The organism is Rothia sp. HMSC065D02, assembly GCF_001815285.1.
Taxonomy (GTDB): domain Bacteria; phylum Actinomycetota; class Actinomycetes; order Actinomycetales; family Micrococcaceae; genus Rothia; species Rothia dentocariosa.
The window spans coordinates 602957-625321 of the sequence record NZ_KV820092.1 but is presented as its reverse complement, the minus strand read 5'-3'; the positions used below and the strand labels follow the sequence as shown (position 1 = coordinate 625321).

Here is a 22365-nt window from a genome sequence, read left to right as displayed (position 1 = left end):
ACACTCTCTGTCCTTCTCGTAGATGGGCACAACGGCACGATAGAGAAGAAAAGTGTACGACGCTCGGACAGGTTATAGAATTGGTTGGGATTTATTTTTTCTTATGGAGCCGCCATTCGGTATCGCCTGCTCCCGAGTCATCGCGATGCCAATGCTGCCCTGTCACCGGGTCAGGCTGCGTTAACTTTGGATTCGGGTTATTCCGATCGGGCTCATCCGGATGTGCTGGGCATCCTCGAGCACCAGGGTCTTCGTGGCAGGTTTTACCTACAGAATGCACCTCGGTATCCCACACGCGTACTAGAGTGGGATCACTGCGAACCGTAAGCGAACCAACAATATTCCAGTCCCCACCTTTGAGACGGTACCGACCCTGATAGGTGACAGTAACGTAAGCATGATAGTTGCCGGATTCTTTGAAAGCATAGCTGGTGTCGGTGGGTTTAAAGTTACGTTTGCTCTTGTCCCAGACAGAGCCTTGCGCGGTTCCTGAATCCCGCGTTGTGTACACAGGGTCGCCAGCACCGTACTCATAGGTATAGGCAACGGGAACAGCTTCTATCGTGACTTCTTCATCGAGGATAGTAGTATCACGTGCTTCGGTTTTAACACCGGTCACATAGAAGTTTGTGTTGATCCCGGTATTGACGTGGGGCTCATGCCCGTCGAAATGTAATGCGGGTTTTGTAGTGGTAAGTTCGGCGAGTTGCTCCCGAACTTGGCGCTCTATCTTTTGGGTGCGAACTTGGGCGTTATCGGCAGTAGGTTCGTTTTCAGGTGTGTTTTGGTCTGCAGGATCGTTGGGAACGCACGCTATACCGCCGTTTCCTGACTGAACGACACCGTATTGTTTATAGTTGCCTGAATCGTCAATGGGTAGGGGAACACGGGCTACTTTACCGGGTTTCCCTTGGTAGAGACAGGGCGCATCTTTAGAAGCATTGCCATTGTAGACATCGAAGGTATTTCCTACACTACTCACGGTTGCGGGAGCGTTAGAGCCTGTATCAGCGATACCTTGCTTCGCGTCAGTATCTCGATACCCATTACTTTGTTGCGGTACCGTATGAGGTTCGTTAGGCTGTTGTGAATTGCTGGAAGACGAGGTGCCCTTAACCGTGAGTTTACCTCCGTGGATATTGCCTGAATAGTCGTTTGCAGCAGAAGAAGAGTATGACACTGTACAGAAGAAAATTACTGTTATAGCGCAAAAAACGCGTTTCTTATTTGAGCTCAACTTTTTCCATCCCAGCAAATGCCCAGTGACCAGTTGATTTGAAAACGATACCGAACTCGATAGTGTTCTTATTTTGTTCGGACAAGGGATAGGTATGGGTCTTATAGTCTTCGTTATCTAAGTAGACGACGTCGTTAGCGATAATATTTCCGATGATGAGGTAAACGTGATCGCTTGGCGATATCAGAGTGGACGGGTCAAAGGTGAGTTTTCTAGTACCACCAACTGCCCATCCTCCCTTTTGGTAGAGCCTATAGATATAGTTGGCAATCTCTTCCTCTTCTTTATAACCTTCAGACGTATAGTCAGCATACGGTTGTACGTCTCCAGTCTGTATAGCGTAATTCCGCAGGTCGTTCCAATACTGAATAAAGTGAAAAAGCGCCTCCGGTGTCTCAATCCCAATATCTTCGGGCTTTTTGGGCTTGGGGACATTCTGCGCGGGTCCTTTTTCGTCTGCAGGACGGTACTCACCTTTGGGCGCTTCAGAGCCACCAGAATAACCCTTAGTGAAGGTCGGATGCGCCTGGGCCTCAGGTGAGGTAGATTCGGTACCATGTGGGCTGGAGCTACCGTCTGTGGTGTTGGATGTTTCGGCACGAGCAGGTGCCGTATCATGTGTTTGCTCTCCGCAAGCGGTCAGGAACTCAGTAACGCAGATCCCCGATGCGAAGGCTATCAAGGCACGACGGTTGAGGATTCTTTGAGGTGCACTGTTGTGCCTAAGGGCAGGAATGCTCATCAGTGAACTTTCGTGGTTGGGTGAATATACAGCAGGCCGCGGGGGAGCGCGACCCTTTTCAACAGTACTGTTACATGTCAAGAATAAGAAATATTACTTTATAAGAGTTTGAAAATTACTAAAACTTAGAGATATGTGCACGGCAATGACACATAAAGTCCGTGAACCTATTGAGCCCAACAGCATATGCTACAGTGAAAACGCGATATGGGGTGCTCCATTTTGTAACGGATACACAACACGACGCTGTTGTCTGGAGCTGAGATATACCCATTGAACCTGCTCTAGTTAGAACTAGCGAAGGGATATCGAACCGTGGCAGAGCAGCCTTAACCTTTTTTCTGAAACACCCGATTCATCATTATCTAGATAGCGTGGTGCGTTTGCAGCGATGTCACGCCCATCCCAAGGAGACTTATAGCTATGACGCTATTAAACACATCTACGCCTCGTGTGCTTTCCATTGCCGGAACCGACCCTACAGGCGGTGCTGGAATCCAGGCTGATCTCAAGTCTATTGCTGCAAGCGGTGGTTACGGTATGTGCGCCACAACCGCGCTTGTCGCACAGAATACACAAGGGGTTCGCAGCATTTTTGCTCCACCTACCGAGTTTTTACAGGAACAGCTTGCGGCAGTTTTTGACGATGTGACTGTGGATGCCGTTAAAATTGGTATGCTCGGCGATGTTGAAACTATCACTACCGTCAAGACCTGGCTTGCAGAACATCCGGTACCAGTGGTGGTACTTGATCCGGTGATGGTTGCCTCCAGCGGCGATCGCCTGATTAGTCAAGACGCCGAGCAGGCACTGCGCGAATTGGTGGCGCAGGCAAATGTTATCACTCCGAATATTGCCGAACTCGCGGTGCTCTGTGAGAGCAACCCTGCCCAGACTTTGAAGGAGGCGCATCACCAGGCGGCTCAGCTCGCGGGGAGCACTGGCACGACCGTGATTGTTAAGGGCGGTCACCTGACGGGGGAGGACGCTGGAAACTCGGCTGTTTTCCCTAATGGAACTCATACACATGTGGCTACCACTCGCGTCCAGACAAAGAATACCCACGGTACCGGGTGCTCACTCTCATCAAGTCTTGCTACCCGCCTTGGACTTGCTCTTGTGAATGGCAATAATGAGCTGAGTGTACGAGTACTCACGAACGCGCTGGCTTGGAGCACCCGGTGGCTCAACGAGGCTATTATCGCGGGTGAGGAACTGCACGTGGGCAGCGGGCAGGGTCACGGACCGGTCGATCATCAGGCACGTGCTCGCCGTTTGGAACATGCAGCCGATACGAAACCGTGGGAGCACTTATACGCTGATAAAAATCTTACGGGCGAGAGCCCCAAGAATTTGGTGAAACCTGCGCAGCGGAAATCCCCAGAGTCGAAGGTAGCCCCGGCGGGTCCGTGGACTGCCGCCCTGTGGCAAGCTACCGGTGATATTTGGTGTGACATTCTCGATTTGCCCTTTATTCGCGGGCTGGGCGACGGCACGCTTGACGAGGATTTATTCGGCTTCTATTTAGACCAAGATGCGCAGTACCTTGCCCAGTATTCTCGCGCCTTAGCTACTCTTTCGGCACGTGCCACCTCACCGCAAGGTCAGGTGCATTGGGCTGCGGGTGCCCAGGCGGCAATTGTTGAGGAATCGCTTTTGCACGATGAATGGTTGGCGGCGCATCCCGCTATTCCTGCGGAGCAGGGGGGTATTCGGCGTGGTGCACCTTCGGCAGTGACAATGGGGTACACGAACTTTTTACGTGCTACTGCTGCTGGCGAGGATTATGTGGTGGGCGCAGCTGCGGCGCTTCCATGCTACTGGCTGTACCTTGAGATCGGTTACCGGCTCTTGGAGAAAACCCACGAGGAACATCCGTACAATGCCTGGATTTCGGTGTATGGCAGCGAAGAGTTTGCTGCAGATGTGCGCCGCTGCGTGGCGGTTGTTGAGGAAGCATTTGAGCAGGCTTCCCCCAGTCAGCGTGTTGCCGCCGCGCAGGCATATATGAGCGCATGCCTATATGAACGTGACTTTTTCGACCAGGCTCATAGAGCGTTGCGGTAAACTCACACCGTCCGGCCCCACGCGAAAAAGTAAAAAAGGCTCTTTATCCATATAAAGCGTATTTTTCACCGCTTGATTCGGATAAAGAGCCTTTTTAGCACGTAGAAGGGACTATGCCCCCAGAGCCTCCAGACGCTCAATCAGGCGCTTGCCGTGATCCTCACCGATGGCGCGAGCAACAGCGGGGTTATCGGGGTCGCCGGTTGTGCCGTAGCTGTATAGTGGCTCCTCAAGAGGCATACCGGTAAACGCTGCGGTGTTCTCAAACTCGGTCAACGTGGCAGATACGTCGCGTGGCAGCATGGTGCGGTAGACATCTTCAATAGCGCCAGCGGTTGCGGAGATCAGAAGCTTCTTACCCTGCAAAGCGGTGCCGTTTTCTCCATACGCGAAGCCGTACTCGAAAACGTCGTCAATCCACTGCTTCAGCAGAGAAGAAATTGAATACCACATCACCGGGAACTGCAGAACGATGACGTCTGCTTCCACAAGTGCCTTCTGCTCAGCAGGTACGTCAAACTTACCGTTTACACGCAGCTTGTCGAGCTCACGAATCTTGACGTTATCGCCGAACCGTGCCCGCACGGCATCAAGAATAGCCTTGTTAGCGTTAGAAGTCGTAAGGTCAGGGTGCCCCGAAATAATCAGGATATTAGACATAGTCATCCAATCTAGTAAACATCAGAATCATGAGCTTGTGAGTGCTGATTCAAGTATAAGCTCAAGTTTGCCACCTTCGTATATTAGCACGCTATTCTCTATGTCTGCCTGTGAACATTATGCCGAATCTAATACATACTGCTAACAAGCTTTTAGTTTTCCAGAAGGTGTACGATGCACAACATTACCCATAAAATGCATGATAAATACCTAATGCGATGGAGCCGAAAAAGAAAATAGCAACCGCAATATACTAAGCCCGCAAGGATTCTAACCTAGCGATGAGCTTGGTGCCATGATTCTCACCAATAGCCCGTACCGCTGCGGTATTCCCCGGATCGCTTGATGCGCCATAGCTGAAAATAGGTTCTTCTAACTCCATACCCGTGAAAGCGGCAGTATTCCCAAAATCGGCGTATGTGGTTGTGAGCTCATACGGCAAAGCATCACGGTACATATTCTCGGGAGCTCCCGCAGTCGCAGAAATCAAGAGCTTCTTACCGCGCAGCGCCGTGCCTTGCGAACCGTATACGAAGCCGTACTCGAAAACGTCATCAATCCACTGTTTCAGCAAGCCCGGCACCGAATACCAGTACACAGGGAACTGAAGCACCACGATATCTGCTTCCGCGAGTGCCTTCTGCTCGGCTGAGACATCGAATTTACCATTCACGTACAGTTTGTCGAGTTCACGCATGTTTATCGCATCGCCAAAATGGTTTTTTACGGCATCAAGAACCGTCTTATTTGCGGTGGACTCTGGCAGGTTCGGGTGACCTGAAATAACAAGAATCTTTGACATGATAAATCCAATCTGTGTGCGATAAACAGGAAAGTTAGGAATCCAATATATCGACCCTCAAGTAGAGCTGCTAGGTTCCTTGCTTATTTTCACGATTTCTACGCCCTGAGGTGAATAGGTTAAAGAAATATCCGGAACAAGCTATATTCCCCGAGTCTGTAGGAAAGAACTGTTCCGGATAATTCTGTGATATTTATCGAAGGCTGCTGTTACTTTTCTTCGTGAGAAGCACCCTTCAAAGCCCCCATAAGCGGTCCCACAATATCCAGCGGAAGCGGGAAAACAACCGTCGAATTCTGATCAGCGCCCAACTCCAAGAGAGTCTGCAAATACCGCAACTGTAACGAAGCTGGTGAACCACTGAGAATGTCAGAAGCCTCCTTAAGTTGAGATGAAGCCTCAAGCTCACCACGTGCCGAAATGATCTTGGCGCGGCGTTCACGCTCAGCCTCAGCCTCACGAGCCATTGCGCGCTGCATGGCCTCAGGAATCTCAATATCCTTGATCTCAACCAGCTCGACTTTAATACCCCACGGGCGGGTGCGTGAATCAATAATGCTCTGCAAATCCGCATTCAAATCATCACGATGCGCCAGCAAAGTATCAAGATCCACACGCCCCAGCAGTGAACGTAGTGTAGTCTGAGCGATCTGAGAAGTAGCGATCGGGTAGTTTTCGACCTCAAGTACGGCGTCTTTTGCACTAATCACACGGAAAAGTACTACCGCGTTCACGCGCGCAGGAACGTTATCTTTTGTGATAACTTCCTGCGGGGGAATGGTCAGCGTAATCACACGCATGTCCACGCGCTGCAGAGAATCGATGAGCGGAACCACCAGGTTAATGCCAGGTTTCAGCTCGGAACGTAGATGACCGAAGCGGAAAGAAATACCGCGCTGATATTCAGGGATGACCCGAAGGGTACGAATAATCAGAAAAGCGACGATTACAAGAATCGGAATAACAATCGAAAGAATGGTAAGAGAATCCATCATGTCCTCTAAAGATACGTTGGTAACGGTCAGTGGGAATGACCTGTGTAGATGCGTGCTGAGAAAAAATCTAGATGCGGTGACAATACGCACCCCGATCTCTAGGTTACCAATTCATCAACGACGGTACCTTAGAAACCGGGGCGCGCATCCTCACACTAACGAGAGACTTCTTCGAGATTCTGCTCCTGAATAACCTCTGCGGTAGTTTTATGCAGACGTGGGGTAGAAGTCCCCTCGCCGCTCCACGCCGGACGATCAGGATCAATCTGCGAAGAACGCACAGGCAAAGTTGCAGTAGAGATTATCTGCTTACGAGCATCATCGGTGCGGCGCTTACGCTCATTGCCAATACCGCCCCACTTAGCGGCAAACCTATCCATCTTAACCGCCACCGATTCATCCGCAGTAGACCCAGGAATATGTTTAGGATCTGCCACAAAGTTCTCAGGCGATTTGATGAGCTTGATGGCTAGGGGATAGGTGAGTGACAAGCAAGCCACAATAACGGCGGCTTCCACCAGCAGCTCCAAGGGAGCATGCCAGGCCAGAGCCGTAGCACCCACGATAATAGGACCGAAAAGCGCAACCGTCACGGCAAGACCGCGATGGAACTTACCCGACTCCGAGTAAGGCCACTCATCAACTTCACGCGTAAGTTCACGCCCATTAGACGAGACGGTGCAAGTGTCCTTAATAGGACAGGTATTGCACACGCTCGGCTTGGCGCGGTAGCGCATCACACGATTATCCGTATCAAACGCTACCGGCCATAGCCACTGATCCTCGGGGCAGAGCCACGCATCGTTACTCTCGTGGTAGGTGAACCCGAAAGTCCGGGATGCCACGAAACGTTGGCTTGTGCGCTTAGCAAGAATATCGAAGCCCCACCCGACGGCGACTAGCCCCAGCGCATAAACGCTGGATAGCCACACCATCAGGGATACTCCGGCAATTTGCTCAGGCATGATAGTCAGCCTCGACGATCGCTACGGTACGGACTGGTCTGTTCGGGAAGCTCGTCAGCAGCCTTAGCACCCGCAAACTCGGCAATACGCTCGTCATCCACCAACTCGTATAGCGGCGGCTCGGGGAGCTCCAGAACAGTTTCTTTGTTCTTCTGTGAGAAGTACGAAGTTATACCCAACCATGCGAGTTTGATCAGCGGGATGATACCAGCCAAGAAGATCACGTCGCCCGGTAAGCGCAGCCAATCCATAATCACAGTTGAACCATCGTGAATAAACGCGAAGGAACGGGCCTCGTAGTAGCCTTCACCCACGGACTTATACAACTGAGCGACACCCAGCGGCAGAAGCGAAATGAAGACCATCCAGATCAGCCCGATGTTCAAGGCCCAGAATGAGAACTTTAGCCCCTTCTCAGGCCATTTATTCTCAGGAATCAGGTAACGCAACGCAAACACCGCGAAGGCCAGTGCCAACATACCGTACACACCCATCATAGAGCCGTGCGCGTGGTTTGCGGTGAGTGCGGTGCCGATTTCGTAGTACGAAACAACCGGCAGGTTGATCAGGAATCCGAAGACACCTGCACCCAAGAAGTTCCAGAAGCCTACAGCAATAAGGAACATCACAGCCCAACGATGCGGGAACGGCTTGGTGCGATTGGAGTACTGGCGAGCCCCCAACTGCATGAAGCCCCACGCCTCAACAGTCAGGAAGGTCAACGGAATAACCTCTGCTGCCGAGAAGAACGCACCGAATGCCATCTGTTCCGAAGGAGTACCAGCGAAGTAGGTGTGGTGCATAGTACCAACCACACCACCGGCGGAGTAGAGCACTGCATCCATCATGATAATGGAGATAGCGATGCGCTCGCGCACCACACCCAAGAGTACGAAGACGTAGGCGACCATCACAGTGGTGAAGAGTTCGAGGAAGTCTTCAACCCACAGGTGTACCACCCAGAAGCGCCAGAACTCGGCGACTGAGAAATGGGTGCGCTGACCAGCGAGCATACCTACGGCGTAGAACATCGGAATTGCTAGACCTGAGAAGAGGAACAACCAAGGCATGGAGGTTTTCTTCCCGCTCTTGAGGCGTGAGCTAAGGGTACGCCAAACAATGACAATCCAGATGAACATACCAGCGGTGAGCAGAATCTGGAAGAAACGCGGCAGATCAAGGTACTCCCACTGCTGCGCAAAGATAGTGTTCTCGGGTATCCAGCCCTTTTGCGAGAACCATTCGTTGAGAAGCGAACCGAGCACCACAATAACCACGGCCACGAAGAGGACGACGGTGAGTAGACCTTGCTTCTTCGGCTCTTTGCGGGTAATAAGCGGGGCAATGAAGATACCACCAGCTAGGAACGCTGCAGCCGTCCAGAAGAGGGAGAGCTGTACGTGCCACGTTCGAGACACGGTGTAGGGCAGTAGCTCACCCATATTGATACCGAAGAACCCGTCTATTTCAACGCGATAGTGCTCGGTGAGAGCGCCCACCAAGGCTTGCAGGAGGAATAGAACAATAATCGTGATGAAGAAGAGTCCAGCTGCCTTCTGGGAGGGGGTGAGCTTAACTTCATCCGGCTGGCGGAAGTCAAGGACTGGGGCTTCTTCGCCATGCCAACCGATGGTGCGCGACCAACGACCATATATGGCAAACAACAAGCCGGTACCGCCAATGAGGGCGATGAGCGATAGAGCCGACCAAACCATGAGGTCTGCAGTAGGTTTATTATCAACGTTTGGTTCTGCGGGCCAGTTATTGGTGTAGGTGTAATCCTGGTTAGGACGCTCGGCGGCCGACGCCCATGCCGTCCACCCAAAGAATGCCGTCAAATCGTGCAGTTCTTCGTCGCTCTTAATAGCGTTAGGGAAAAGACCTAAGGAAGTATCACCACGGGTAAGGGTGTCCTTGTAGTGGTCTGTCATCAAGCTGAAACCCTTGGTCTGTCCTTCGGTCCAGGTAAGGGTTTTGCTGGATTCGTCGTATTTATTCTCGTGACGCCACTCGTTTTTAACGATTTCGCGCGGTTCTTGCTTGCCTTCTGAGCGGTATTTATCAACGGCGGCATCGGTGGTCTTGCGCAGGTACTCTGCGGTGAAATCCGGACCGATGTACGCACCGTGACCCAGAACGGAGCCGTACTGCTGCAAACCGCGGCTCTGATAGAGCTCCTGACCATGCTGAATCTGCTCAGCAGTTGCGATAACTTTACCGTCATTGCCGACGATCTTATCTGGGAGCGGCATAGAGAGCGCGTAGGTGCGCATCGCCAAGACGGCCATGATGGTAAAGCCCAAGAGCATCACAAACGCTACAGCCTGTACCCAGCCTTTTCCAGCGTAGGCACCGACTGCATCCGTGCGGCGGGTGATCTTGGCGATCTCCCCGCGCGTTACGGTTTTCTTAGCCATTTTGATGTGTCTCCAGTGTGCGTGGATTGATTTTTGTTAGTGCTCGCGGTAAGCATCTCCCATAATTAGGAAGCTCACAGAGGCACTTAGTTTTATTCTTGCATTACGAATACGAATTTAGAAAGTTTACAGACACGGTGTCATCATTATGAAAGAAATTACACAGGCAAAGTAAGAATAGTTCTCATATTGTGTATCGTTTGATATAATTTGATATATTAGCTGTGTATTTAGGTGAGCCTTATCTAAGAAATAAGCAAGGGTTTTGTGCTCTAATTCTGGTGGGGTACCGTAAGAATATGCATCTGCTTGAAATAATAAGAAAGTAAAGAAAACACTCCATAGGTTTTCATAATATCTTTGCTGATCCCGAGAAAGTTACTACAAGCGTCAAGCCTATAAAATCCGTATGGAATAATAAAGAACGGAGAAAACCACCAGAACCATAAGGAGTCCGGACATGCTGGCGTACAAGGCAGGGCAAAAAGTAGTAACGGGGCTACTGCGCACTGTATTCAGGGCACGGGTGACCGGGCTTGAGCATTTCCCAAAGAAGGGGCCCGTAATTGTGGCATCTAACCATCTATCCTTCCTCGACTCCATTATTATCTCCGCTATGATGCCCCGCCGAGTAGCATTCCTCGCGAAGGCGGAGTACGTAAATACACCGGGTATTCGAGGCAAGGCCATGAAGGCTTTTTTTGAGGCCGTAGACATTATCCCCGTGAACCGCTCCGACCGTTCGGAATCCCTTAAAGCACTCGATCTAGCTCTTGAAAAACTTGAAGAGGGTAAAGTCTTCGGTATCTACCCTGAAGGTACACGATCTCGTGACGGGTTTTTATACCGCGGCAAAATTGGTGTAGCCTGGCTAGCCCATATGACTGGAGCACCAGTAGTTCCTGTGGGTCTTATCGGAACCGAACGTCTGCAGAAGCCCGGCTCAAATATGATTTACCCTCACCGGTTTACCATCCGCGTGGGGGAACCCATGCATTTTGAGAAGACCGGCGAGAAAATGACCGGTAAACAGCGCCGTCAGACCACCGACCACATCATGGATGCTATCGCTCAGCTCTCGGGCCAAGCCCGGAAGGACGAATACAACGTTTCGCCCTCCGCCGAGCGTGACGCAGGGTAGCGCTTGCCAGTCTAAAAACGAGTACACTTAACCGCGCATCCTGATTATGGATGCGCGGTTATCTTGTAGTCTTACACCGTGAGGAGCGTTCGTGGCAGATCCCCAGAGCTATCGCCCAGCCTCCGGCGATATCCCAACGCACCCCGGTGTATACCGTTTTCGTGATTCCCACGGCAGAGTTATATACGTGGGTAAAGCAAAAAACCTGCGCAACCGACTGAGCAGCTATTTCGTAGCCCCAGAACGGCTGAGCCCGAAAACCTACGCTATGGTGCATACTGCCGCCAGCGTGGAATGGACGGTGGTTGGCAGCGAGCTGGAATCTCTACAGCTTGAATACACCTGGATCAAAGAATACAAACCCCGCTTTAACATAGCGTTCCGCGACGATAAATCTTATCCCTACCTTGCAGTCACAATGCGTGATAAATTCCCGCGAGCGCAGATCATGCGCGGTGATCGTAAAAAAGGTGTGCGGTACTTTGGTCCTTACTCACAAGTGTGGGCTATTCGTGAAACTTTAGATGCGCTTCTGCGCGTATTCCCGGTGCGTACCTGCTCGGAGGGAATCTTTAAACGTGCCGAAGCATCGGGACGCCCGTGTCTTTTAGGGTATATCGATAAATGCGCAGCCCCGTGTGTAGGGCGTGTGAGCCCCGAAGAACACCGTGAACTAGCAGATGGGCTATGCCGTTTCATGGCAGGGGGCGCCGAAAAATTTATTACCCAGCTTACCCGACGCATGAAAGAAGCTGCAGCCGATATGGACTTCGAACGTGCGGCTGTATTACGTGACGATATTACCGCGCTAACAAAGGCATTTGAACGTAACGCCGTGGTTTTATCGGACTCTGTTGATGCTGATCTTTTCGCCTTTGCTCAGGACGAGTTAGAGGCATCAGTGCAGGTGTTCTTCGTGCGCGGTGGGCGTATTCGAGGCCAACGTGGCTGGATCGTTGAGAAGGTTAATGACGGTGGCGAAACTGAGCTAATAGAGCAGCTTCTCGTTCAGGTTTATAGTGAAATGGCAGCAAATATTGCTAGCGCTGCAGCTTTTGACGAAGATTCCGGGTTAGACGCTACACAACATGAGATCCCCCGACAGATTTTAGTTCCTACTATGCCGGAGAATACCCAGCAGCTTCAGGAATGGCTCTCAGGTGTGCGTGGTGCCAAAGTCGATATTGCAGTACCGCAGCGCGGCGATAAAGCGGCACTGATGAAAACGGTCGCCGAGAACGCCCAACATTCCCTGACCTTGCACAAGAGCCGTCGTGCTGGGGATATTACCACCCGTTCAGCGTCGCTCGTGGAACTCCAAGAAGTCTTAGAACTACCGGACCCGCTCATGCGCATAGAATGCTACGACATTTCCCATGTGCAAGGTACTAACGTGGTGGCCTCCATGGTGGTTTTTGAAGACGGAATGCCCACCAAAAGTGCCTACCGCAAATTCTCGATCACAGGGGATGCTGCTCGTGACGACACCGCCAGTATGTATGACGTCATCACCAGGCGATTTAAACGCTATCTCGCCGAGCAGCAGCAACGTGCGGAAGCACCTTTGTCCTCGGGAGAAGTCGCGGCGGATAGCTCGGCACAAGAACCAGCTAAATTTGCGTATCCGCCTAATCTGGTCTTAGTTGATGGCGGTCCACCTCAAGTTGCAGCCGCCCAGTCCGCCTTGAGTGACCTCGGTATTGAGGATATCTACGTGGTAGGTATCGCAAAGCGCCTCGAAGAGCTGTGGTTACCCGACGATGATTTCCCAGTGATTCTGCCCCGTACCTCTGAAGCGCTATACCTTGTGCAGCGTATTCGCGATGAGGCACACCGTTTTGCTATTACGTTCCACCGCGCAAAACGAGGTAAAGCTATGGTGGCTTCTGCTTTGGATTCTGTGCCCGGATTAGGCAGTGTCAAGCGTGCAGCGCTTATTAAACATTTTGGGTCGGTTGCTAAAGTACGGAATGCCTCGATTAAAGAACTCCAACAGGTTTCAGGCGTGGGGCCTGCGCTCGCACAAAAAGTGCATGACCACCTCAACCAAAAGGAAACTGCCTGAAGTAGCACCCCGGGTATTTATGCACAGATAGCCGTCCGCCATAAGGGGTTGTCTAGTATGATGGAGAACTAGAGACAATTCGTATCAAAGGAGAAACTACATAATGAGTGGCGAATTGCTAAATAAATCGCAAAAACCCCAGATATTGGTAATTACCGGTATTTCAGGCGCAGGTCGTAGCACTGTTGCTAATGTCCTTGAGGATGAGGGCTGGTATGTGATTGATAATATTCCGCCACAAATGCTGGAATCGATCGCGGAACTCGTTACGCAGGATGGTGCCAAAGTTCCGAAGGTTGCACTGGGGATTGACGTACGAGCCCGCGCGGTTTTCGACGACTTACCAGCGGCTATTGAAACTCTTCGCAAATCCGACGTTGATTTCTCGATGCTTTTTCTAGACGCCAAAGATGAAACTATCGTGGCTCGCTATGAGGCACAGCGTCGCCCCCATCCGCTTCAAGGAGAAGGTCGCGTACTTGACGGTATACGTGCCGAACGTTCCCTCTTCGAGGGGCTTCGACTCGCCTCTGATCGCACGATTGATACCACGGGCATGAATGTGCATGAGCTTGCACGCACAGTACGCGAGATGTTTGCTGACGGACCGGATAAAAAACTCAACCTTACTGTCATGAGCTTTGGATTCAAATACGGATCACCCACAGATGCGAACTTCATGGCAGATATGCGCTTTATTCCAAACCCGCACTGGATTCCTGAATTGCGTCCGCTCACCGGACAGGATGCCCCAGTACGTGACTACGTGCTCAGTAACTCTGGGACTGAGGAATTTATCAGCAACTACCTGGAAGCTCTGCGTCCGGTTCTGGAAGGGTACCGTCGCGAAGGAAAATACTACGCCACCATTGCTATAGGATGCACCGGCGGGAAGCATCGCTCGGTCGCTGTCACGGAAGAAATCGCTCGGCGCCTGAGCGCATTTCCCGAAGTTAATGTGCACGTGTTGCATCGTGATAAGGGGCGTGAGTAATGGCACGCATCGGTCATTCACCTGACCTGCCTGTCGGCTCTGATACTCAGGGAATCCCGAAGCTGCCCGCGTTACCAACTCAGGCTTTACGGCTTCTTAAAAGTACTCACCGCGTTACCAAAGTAACAGCTTTGGGGGGCGGGCATGGACTTTACGGTTCGCTGTCCGCGCTTCGGCATGTCACAACAGATCTAACGGCTATAGTAACGGTTGCCGATGACGGGGGTTCATCGGGTCGCTTACGTAAAGAGATGGGCGTACTCCCTCCAGGAGATTTGCGTATGGCTCTCTCGGCCCTTTGCGATGATACCGATTGGGGGCGAACGTGGCGAGACGTTATGCAGCATCGTTTTAGCGCGCCTGAGGGGTATACTGACGAGTTTCCTCTTGAATATCACGCCCTTGGAAACCTGCTTATTACGACGCTCTGGCAGCTTCTTGAAGACCCCGTTGCTGGGCTTGACTGGGCGGGAGCTCTGCTCAACGCTCGTGGTCGGGTGCTTCCTATGGCATTGGATCCTATGGTTATTTATGGTACGGTGCTACGGGAACATGCTGGCGGTGGCATCGAACGGGTGCGTATTAGCGGGCAAGTTAACCTCTCAAAAGAAAAGCAAGTGCACGATATTGGGCTTACTCCCAAAGACGCGCGCCCATGTCCGGAAGCGCTAACCGCTATTGAGGAATCCGATTGGGTAATCTTAGGCCCCGGGTCGTGGCGCACCTCCGTTCTGCCGCACTTGTTGTTAGAAGCACAGCGCGATGTTATCTGCCGTACAGAAGCTATGCGCTGTGTAGTTATGAATCTTTCGGATGACGAAGAAACCGCTGGATTCACTCCAGCCGCACATTTAGCACTCTTGAAACGATACGCCCCGGATCTTCGATTGGACGCGGTTATTGCTGATGACGAAACACCCAAGTCTGTACGTAGCGAACTGGAACGAGAATCAGAATCTATGGGGGCGCGTGTGATGTGGGCACCCGTACGAGCATCAGCTGAAAACAATGTACATAATCCTCTGAAACTTGCAGCGGCGTATCACGAACTATTTTCGTTCAAGTTTTAGAGGTAAGAAGCGTGGAATTTATTTTCTATTTCTGCCACCTCAAGATACACCGTTTCTCTAAATAGAGCATGTAGCATAGCTGAGTGCATTATCAGCACATCACATCATACGAACCTCACGGTGGGAAGGAACAACAATGGCTCTTACCGCGCTCGTTAAGGATGAGCTGGCCAGATACGAAACGAGCAAAGCGTCAGTACGTAAGGCGGAGATCTCGACTATTCTGCGCTTTACTGGTGGTTTGCACATCGTTTCTGGGCGGATTGTTGTTGAGGCAGAAGTTGATTCCGAACAGACCGCGTTACGCATGCAGCAGACTATTGCTGAAATATACGGGCATGAGGCTGAGATAACGAGCGTCAGCGGTGGTGGTTTGCGCCGCGGCGGGCGTTATATAGTGCGTGTTGATGCCGGGGGAGAAGCACTTGCTCGACAAACCGGTCTTTTAGATTTGCGAGGGCGCCCGGTGCGGGGGCTGCCGCCTGCTGTTGTCAATGGCTCCATTCAGGACGCCGAAGCGGTCATGCGTGGTGCTTTTTTGGCACATGGATCGCTCACAGAGCCTGGTCGCTCATCAGCAATCGAATTTACATGCCCAGGGCCGGAAGCAGCGCTTGCTCTTGTGGGAGCGGCCCGGCGTTTGGAAATTATTGCTAAAGCGCGTGAGGTTCGCGGAGTGGATCGTGTTGTGGTCCGCGATGGCGAGACTATAGCCCGGCTTTTGGAGCGTATGGGGGCTCAGGACGCCCTCAAGGCGTGGCGTGAGCAACGTACTCGTAAGGAAGTTCGGGCGACTGCGAACCGTCTGGCAAACTTTGATGATGCAAACCTGCGTCGTTCTGCTCAGGCAGCTGTGGCCGCGGGTGCCCGTGTAGAACGTGCTTTGGAGATCCTGGGAGACGATGTTCCAGATCATCTGCGCTATGCGGGCGAACTGCGTGCCATGAATAAGCAAGCCTCTTTGGATGAGCTGGGACGTATGGCAGATCCTCCTCTGACGAAGGACGCGATCGCTGGACGTATTCGTCGTTTGCTAGTCATGGCCGATAAACGTGCAAAAGAACTGGGGATTCCTGGAACTGAACTCCCGAAGTCTTCATAAGTAATTGTCGTGTCAAGGGAGGGTTATCTGGACTCTCTACAGATAACCCGCCCTTCTGTTGCGCAAAAAATTTTTATAGGCAAGCTAATACTACTGTGATGCGGTGGCGCGTGGGGTCGTGCGCTCTTTTCATAGAAGAGAAGGATCTAACTATAAAGTCTTTAGTATATTTTGTCTTAGTTTGACATCAGTTGCGTTTGAGTAGCTACAACCATATCCCAACATACAGAGCCGCTGAATTCAACGTAAAACAACAGAAAACAAAGGGTTTTTGGTCAATTTCGTAATGTAAATCACAAAAATACCCGATAAAAACACACCCAAACGCACATAAACTAAGGTACGATTATAACAACACCGGCGGACACGCAACCAGCGTGAGACGAAAGACTCTAGAGACTCTTGCATGAGACCCATGAACAATGGCTCTAGTCCGTCAAACTCAATGCACTGACAAGGAGATACTCCAGTGACTGTACGCGTAGCTATCAACGGTTTTGGTCGCATCGGCCGCACTTTCTTCCGCGCCGCGCGCGCTGAGGCTGAGGGCTTTGAGATCGTAGCAATCAACGATCTTACCGACCCGAAGACTCTTGCCAACTTACTCAAGTATGACTCCATTATGGGTCGCCTGGGGGTCGACGTAGAGGTCAAGGATGATGTACTGGTTGTCGACGGCAAGGAAATTAAGATCCTTGCTGAGCGCAATCCCGCAGATCTTCCTTGGAAGGACCTCGGCGTAGATGTTGTGCTTGAGTCCACCGGTTTCTTCACCGAAGGTTCAAAAGCACAGGCGCACATTGATGCCGGCGCTAAGAAGGTTATTATTTCTGCACCCGGTAAGAATATTGACGGTACCTTCGTGATGGGCGTGAACGACGAGCAGTACGATCCGCAGAACCACCACATTGTCTCCAACGCATCCTGCACCACCAACTGCCTGGCTCCTTTGGCAAAGGTTCTCAACGATTCCTTTGGTATTGAAAAGGGCTTGATGACTACTATCCACGCATACACTGCTGACCAGCGTCTGCAGGATGCTCCTCACTCCGACCTGCGCCGTGCACGTGCAGCAGCCGTCAACATGGTTCCCACCTCCACCGGTGCGGCAGCAGCAGTTGGCCTCGTGCTTCCCGAGCTCAAGGGTAAACTGGACGGTTTCGCAGTTCGCGTTCCTACCATTACCGGCTCCATTACTGACCTTACCTTCACCGCATCCCGCGAGGTTACTAAGGAAGAAGTTAATGCGGCTCTGAAGGCTGCAGCCGAGGGTCCGATGAAGGGCATCATCAAGTACAGCGAGGATCCCATCGTCTCGAAGGACATTGAGGGCGAAGGAATCTCCACTATCTTCGATGCGCCGCTAACCAAGGTTATCGGCGACCAAGTGAAGGTTATCGCTTGGTACGACAATGAGTATGGTTATGTATCCCGCTTGGTAATGTTTACCAACAAGGTCGTGGCTTCTCTCTAAGCCTATCTGCGCAAGGATAGCTACTTTACGAGCTGACGAGGAGAACCCCAATTCTACAGCATGTTTTTACCGTAGAGTTGGGGTTTTCTTGTACCACGAAGTAAAGAACAAGGCGTGTATGTCTGGGATATCGGTAGAATTTGCCTAAACCACCATCCGCGCCGAACTAGGCTAAAAATGGTCATTTCAGCAGACTTACGGCTATGTGACCACCAGAATTCTGTATTATTGAAAATACACACATCCCCACTAATGTAGGAGGAATTTCCCATGGCTAAGGCACTTGCAGAGCTGCTTGATGAAGGTGTAACGGGACGTTACGTGCTGGTTCGTTCCGATCTTAACGTTCCCCTAAAAGACGGCGTGGTAACCGATGACGGTCGTGTGCGTGCATCCCTGCCTGTTATTGAAAAATTGGCTAAAGCTGGTGCTCGCGTTATCGTAACCGCACATCTTGGGCGCCCCAAGGGTCAGGTAGATCCCCAGTATTCGATTGCCCCTGCGGCTGCGCGCCTTGCCGAGCTTGCATCCGTACCTGTAAAGGTAGCGGCAGATCTTGTGGGTGAGGACGCAAAGGCGAAGGCTGCGGACCTCAAAGACGGTGAAGTCCTTGTTCTTGAGAACGTGCGTTACGATGCTCGGGAGACTTCTAAGGACGATGCAGAGCGTGGTGCATTTGCAGACGAGCTCGTTGCTCTCACCGGTAAAAATGGCGCATATGTGGATGACGCATTCGGCGCTGTTCACCGCAAGCATGCGTCAGTTTACGATGTAGCGAAGCGTCTGCCCGCGTACCTTGGCGACCTTGTTAAGAAGGAAGTCGATGTTCTCTCAAAGGCTCTTAATAATCCCGAGCGTCCCTTCGTCGTCGTCATGGGCGGTGCGAAGGTCTCTGATAAACTTGCCGTGATTGACAACTTGATTGGCAAGGCAGATTCCATTCTTATTGGTGGTGGCATGGGATATACCTTCGCCTATGCGCAGGGTTACGAAGTCGGTAATTCCCTGCTTGAAAAAGACCAAGTTGAGACTGTAAAGCGTTACCTAGAAGAAGCTCCCAAGAAGGGAACTGAAATCGTGACCGCTGTTGATGTTGTCTGGGCTGATGACTTCTCAGCAGAGGCTAACACTGAGATTCGACCCGTCGAGGATCTCACCGGCGGTAAACTCGGCGCCGAAGCAGAAGGTCTAGATATTGGACCGAAAACTCGTGAACTCTTCGCAGAGAAGATTAAGAATGCGAAGACTATTTTCTGGAATGGTCCGGTGGGCGTCTTTGAAATTGCTCCCTTTGCCGGTGGTACGAAGGCCGTTGCAGAAGCAATTGTTGAGTCTGATGCATTCTCCATCATTGGTGGTGGTGACTCTGCATCGGCTGTGCGCAACCTTGGCTTTGCTGACGAACAGTTCGGACACATCTCTACGGGTGGCGGTGCATCGCTCGAATACATTGAGGGTAAGACCCTGCCCGGTCTGGACGCTCTAGGGGCATAACTTTTATTGCGCTTTCCCTAGGAAAACGCACCCGGCTCTCAACCTCAAAGGTCGCCGGGTGCGTTCCTATATGCTCATAGATAGATAGCCATAACCCACATCGCAAGGATGCATTCCATGGGATTTTTCTCTAAATACTTTGGTTCCCGCGAAGCTACAACAGTCACAGACTATGAACGTGAAGTGCGGCACGAAAGACAGGTATTCGCCCAAAATCTAAAAGAGTCTCGGAAGGCAGACGAGGCTAAAGTCGCATCAGCTTCAGAACATCCGGATTATTTGTATGGTGCCTCTGCCGATAATTTGTCAGATTTTTGGGAAAACTCAGCAGCTGATCGGGACCACAAACTGGCTATCACCATGCTGCAAGCACAAAAATCTAGGGATATTATTCAGACGCTAGTAACTGACCTTGAAGATCACCTAAACGAGCTCCCTAGTTATCTAGAGAAAACCGTGACGGAGCTTCATCAAAAAACCACTCAAGCGCTCCTGAGCTACTACACTTATAACGCTGCGTGGGAGATAAACCCACAAAACCCAGAACTTGCCGAATATTATTTTCCGAGTTATAACGCTGCATACGATATTGTAAAAGTTGCTTACCGGTGTCTGCAGAATAATATCTGGACTACAACTAATATCTCGGGGCAACAACACGAGATGATACGTATCTTATCTGAACGTGCACAAGATACGGCGCAGATTATTCCAGAGATTATGCCAATAGTTATAGATTCCCCGGTAGTCATGGCTCCATCAGACGCATTTCTTATTTCTGTAGAAGAACGCCAAAGCATTCTGAAGACAGGACAACGTGTTGCCCAAGACGCGATAGTACGCGCCCAGCACCTTGCCCAAAAGGCTAAGTCACAACCTGAAACGGGACTCTATAATCTAGCACTCGCGTATGAATCGGGCGCCTCAGATCTTGTACTTGCCCTTGAAAACTATGCAGACTGTGCGCGGGAAAGTCAACTGCTGCATGTGGATTTTGTTACTGCTTTTCGTCAAGTGGTAAGAATTTTGCGGGAGACTTCTGGCGATGAACAGTACGTTCATATACTCGAATATCTTGCGAGATTAGAGTCTATATCGGTAAGAGCGTTGGAAGATTACTCTCTTGCTGACGATGCTGATACTGTGCTCTACCTTCTGGATCTTGTGCATTCGGATGTTCCTGAACAGACCTTTACAGAGATTTTGGGCTGTTTGCTTGAACCGTACCGGCGCTACCTCACAATGCTGCTGACTCAGTGGGATATCTATGCTCTAGGAAATTTTGCTCCGCTTATGGTAGCGACCTATGCGATGTATACCCATGCGCGTATATGTTATGAGGAAGCATTGGCTGAGAATGGAAATACCCTACAGGCCTGGACCCTCGCCCACAGCGCTCATGAAGCGATCGTGATGGCGCATCGTTATGCGTACACTGACTACCGTGAAATGTTTCAAGATTACGATGAAGAAGAACTTGATGCTCTAATATTGCAGAACATGTCGGAAAATACTCGGGAATTCTTCATACAGGAGACAGAACAAATGGCAAACGCCTGGAAACTTGATCTGTAGCTTTTCGGAGTAGGTCTGACTAGCCTAAAAATCCAGATAAAACCTAGAGCATTTAGTGTTTTTGAGTGATCAAACCATTAAAATGGAAGATAGAAATTTCCGAATCTATACCCTGATTTTTCGGGGGATTGGAGCGAAAATATGTCGCGCAAACCGCTGATCGCCGGTAACTGGAAGATGAATCTTAACCATGCTGAAGCCGTTACGCTGGTCCAGAAGCTAGCATGGACTCTTGATGATTCGAATTTTGATTTTACAAAGACTGAAGTAGCGGTATTCCCTCCCTTTACCGATATTCGCTCCGTACAGACCCTCGTTGAAGGCGACAAACTGAGCATTGAATATGGTGGTCAGGATATTTCTGTACATGAATCCGGTGCATACACCGGAGAGATCTCTGGTGCGTTTTTGCAGAAACTTGGTGCGAAATACGTTCTCGTAGGACACTCTGAGCGTCGCACTTACCATCACGAAAGTGATGAACTATGCGCTGCTAAGGTGCAGGCTGCTTACACCTATGATTTGACCCCGGTACTGTGCGTTGGTGAAGCCCTGGAAGTTCGTGAAACTGGCACTCATGTGGACTTTACCCTTGAGCAGCTTCGCGGTTCTATTGTAGGCTTGAGCGTCAAGCAAGCAGAAACTCTTGTGGTTGCGTATGAACCTGTATGGGCAATTGGCACTGGTAAGGTCGCAACTGCCGATGATGCGCAGGAAATGTCTGCGGCTATACGTGCTGAATTTGAAAAGCTCTACTCCACAGACGTTGCTCAGAAGGTTCGTATTCTCTACGGCGGATCAGTTAAGTCTTCTTCGGCGCCCTCTATTATGGGGAAGGAAGATGTGGATGGTGTGCTGGTAGGTGGCGCTTCCCTTCAGGCTGAAGAGTTTGCAGCAATTGCGCGTTTTGACGCATAGCTAAGCAGCAATTCGTATTAAAGGCGTCTAGCATACGTGTATTCGTGCGCTAGGCGCCTACCATTTTGTGTAATGTTACGAACATGAACAGAAATATTCTCATTCCATATTTAGAAAGGCTGATATTGATGCAGGTTGAGCTCACCAGATTTCGGGTGCGAAAAGGTCAAGAAGAGCGAGCTGTAGAATGGATGCATTTTCTTCGCCAGAATATGGATGCCGTTGAGCAGACTTTAGCGCCCGAGAAAATGTATGTTGAAACGATCTTTTCGGAGGTTCGTGATGGGCATATGTACTTGTACTGGTACAGCGTACAGGGGCAGGGAGCACAACCTGTAGAAGAATCAGAGCACCGGGTGGATAAGGAGCATTTAAGGTTCTGGCGCGAGGTTATTGACCCTACATTTCCGGGAGAATATCTAACGATGGAGGTTCTGATGACACTACCAGATGTTCGTAAAGTTGCCTCAGGGTAAGAGAACGTAGCTTTGGAGCACAATAGGCGGTACCTAAAATTTTTCTGTAAAAATGTGGAAAGTTAGCGATTTTCGGTATAGATCTACGGCTAATATTATTATAATAATATCTAAAATATAACAAAATGATTAAGGATTTTGAGTTATTTTGATGCAGTTAGCTGTGCTTTA

Annotated in this window: 18 protein-coding genes and 1 riboswitch; of the genes, 11 read left to right on the top strand and 7 right to left on the bottom strand. The window is 50.8% G+C overall.

Translation table 11 applies throughout. The features are described from left to right. Positions 1-91: 91 nt before the first annotated feature. Together HMPREF3016_RS10125 and HMPREF3016_RS10120 are read right to left on the bottom strand one after the other, a co-directional pair. A complete protein-coding gene (locus tag HMPREF3016_RS10125) occupies positions 92-1180 on the bottom strand; it encodes a hypothetical protein (RefSeq protein ID WP_246828536.1) in 1089 nt (362 codons plus the stop codon). 43 nt (positions 1181-1223) lie between these two features. Then, positions 1224-1979: a DUF6318 family protein gene (locus HMPREF3016_RS10120; protein WP_070741932.1), complete on the bottom strand. Its 756-nt coding sequence runs from the start codon at positions 1977-1979 to the stop codon at positions 1224-1226. Positions 1980-2177: 198 nt separating this feature from the next. Then, positions 2178-2302, top strand: a riboswitch (TPP riboswitch). 100 nt (positions 2303-2402) lie between these two features. On the opposite strand from HMPREF3016_RS10120, the gene HMPREF3016_RS10115 reads away from it, so the two are divergent. Beyond that, entirely contained in the window at positions 2403-4046 is a 1644-nt protein-coding gene (locus tag HMPREF3016_RS10115; RefSeq protein ID WP_048754079.1) for a bifunctional hydroxymethylpyrimidine kinase/phosphomethylpyrimidine kinase, read from the top strand. Positions 4047-4157: 111 nt separating this feature from the next. On the opposite strand, the gene HMPREF3016_RS10110 is transcribed toward HMPREF3016_RS10115, so the two are convergent. The 5 genes from HMPREF3016_RS10110 to HMPREF3016_RS10090 all read right to left on the bottom strand — a co-directional run bounded on the left by HMPREF3016_RS10110 (position 4158) and on the right by HMPREF3016_RS10090 (position 9885). Next, positions 4158-4712, bottom strand: a complete 555-nt coding sequence (locus tag HMPREF3016_RS10110) for an NAD(P)H-dependent oxidoreductase (protein WP_246822570.1) — start codon at positions 4710-4712, stop codon at positions 4158-4160. Positions 4713-4959: 247 nt separating this feature from the next. Beyond that, entirely contained in the window at positions 4960-5508 is a 549-nt protein-coding gene (locus tag HMPREF3016_RS10105; RefSeq protein ID WP_048754078.1) for an NAD(P)H-dependent oxidoreductase, read from the bottom strand. A 209-nt stretch (positions 5509-5717) separates the two neighbouring features. Then, positions 5718-6500 (bottom strand): slipin family protein, encoded by a 783-nt coding sequence (locus HMPREF3016_RS10100; protein ID WP_070741929.1) that lies wholly within the window; start codon positions 6498-6500, stop codon positions 5718-5720. Between the two features lie 158 nt (positions 6501-6658). Then, complete coding sequence (locus HMPREF3016_RS10095) at positions 6659-7468, bottom strand: transposase (RefSeq protein ID WP_048754077.1); 810 nt, start codon at positions 7466-7468, stop codon at positions 6659-6661. Positions 7469-7473: 5 nt separating this feature from the next. After that, positions 7474-9885 (bottom strand): nitric-oxide reductase large subunit, encoded by a 2412-nt coding sequence (locus HMPREF3016_RS10090; protein WP_048754076.1) that lies wholly within the window; start codon positions 9883-9885, stop codon positions 7474-7476. A 460-nt stretch (positions 9886-10345) separates the two neighbouring features. On the opposite strand from HMPREF3016_RS10090, the gene HMPREF3016_RS10085 reads away from it, so the two are divergent. The 10 genes from HMPREF3016_RS10085 to HMPREF3016_RS10040 all read left to right on the top strand — a co-directional run bounded on the left by HMPREF3016_RS10085 (position 10346) and on the right by HMPREF3016_RS10040 (position 22194). Then, positions 10346-11026, top strand: coding sequence for a lysophospholipid acyltransferase family protein (locus HMPREF3016_RS10085; RefSeq protein ID WP_004004596.1), 681 nt, complete (start codon positions 10346-10348; stop codon positions 11024-11026). Between the two features lie 91 nt (positions 11027-11117). Beyond that, on the top strand, positions 11118-13091 hold the full coding sequence (gene uvrC / locus HMPREF3016_RS10080) for an excinuclease ABC subunit UvrC (RefSeq protein ID WP_070448663.1): 1974 nt from the start codon (positions 11118-11120) through the stop codon (positions 13089-13091). 103 nt (positions 13092-13194) lie between these two features. Beyond that, entirely contained in the window at positions 13195-14085 is an 891-nt protein-coding gene (gene rapZ / locus HMPREF3016_RS10075) for an RNase adapter RapZ (RefSeq protein WP_048754074.1), read from the top strand. Continuing rightward, the gene (yvcK, locus tag HMPREF3016_RS10070) at positions 14085-15155 is read left to right on the top strand and encodes a gluconeogenesis factor YvcK family protein (protein WP_070448665.1); all 1071 of its coding nucleotides are present in this window, start codon (positions 14085-14087) and stop codon (positions 15153-15155) included. The genes rapZ and yvcK overlap by 1 nt, the downstream gene beginning before the upstream one ends. 136 nt (positions 15156-15291) lie before the next feature. Then, complete coding sequence (gene whiA, locus HMPREF3016_RS10065; RefSeq protein ID WP_048752241.1) at positions 15292-16257, top strand: DNA-binding protein WhiA; 966 nt, start codon at positions 15292-15294, stop codon at positions 16255-16257. Between the two features lie 469 nt (positions 16258-16726). Next, positions 16727-17731, top strand: coding sequence for a type I glyceraldehyde-3-phosphate dehydrogenase (gap, locus tag HMPREF3016_RS10060; RefSeq protein ID WP_070535121.1), 1005 nt, complete (start codon positions 16727-16729; stop codon positions 17729-17731). 270 nt (positions 17732-18001) lie between these two features. Beyond that, on the top strand, positions 18002-19225 hold the full coding sequence (gene pgk, locus HMPREF3016_RS10055; protein ID WP_048754071.1) for a phosphoglycerate kinase: 1224 nt from the start codon (positions 18002-18004) through the stop codon (positions 19223-19225). Positions 19226-19342: 117 nt separating this feature from the next. Next, a complete protein-coding gene (locus HMPREF3016_RS10050) occupies positions 19343-20800 on the top strand; it encodes a hypothetical protein (protein WP_070741926.1) in 1458 nt (485 codons plus the stop codon). Between the two features lie 141 nt (positions 20801-20941). Further along, entirely contained in the window at positions 20942-21718 is a 777-nt protein-coding gene (tpiA, locus tag HMPREF3016_RS10045; RefSeq protein WP_070741923.1) for a triose-phosphate isomerase, read from the top strand. A gap of 83 nt (positions 21719-21801) precedes the next feature. Then, entirely contained in the window at positions 21802-22194 is a 393-nt protein-coding gene (locus HMPREF3016_RS10040) for a DUF6176 family protein (RefSeq protein ID WP_204371158.1), read from the top strand. Positions 22195-22365: the final 171 nt, after the last annotated feature.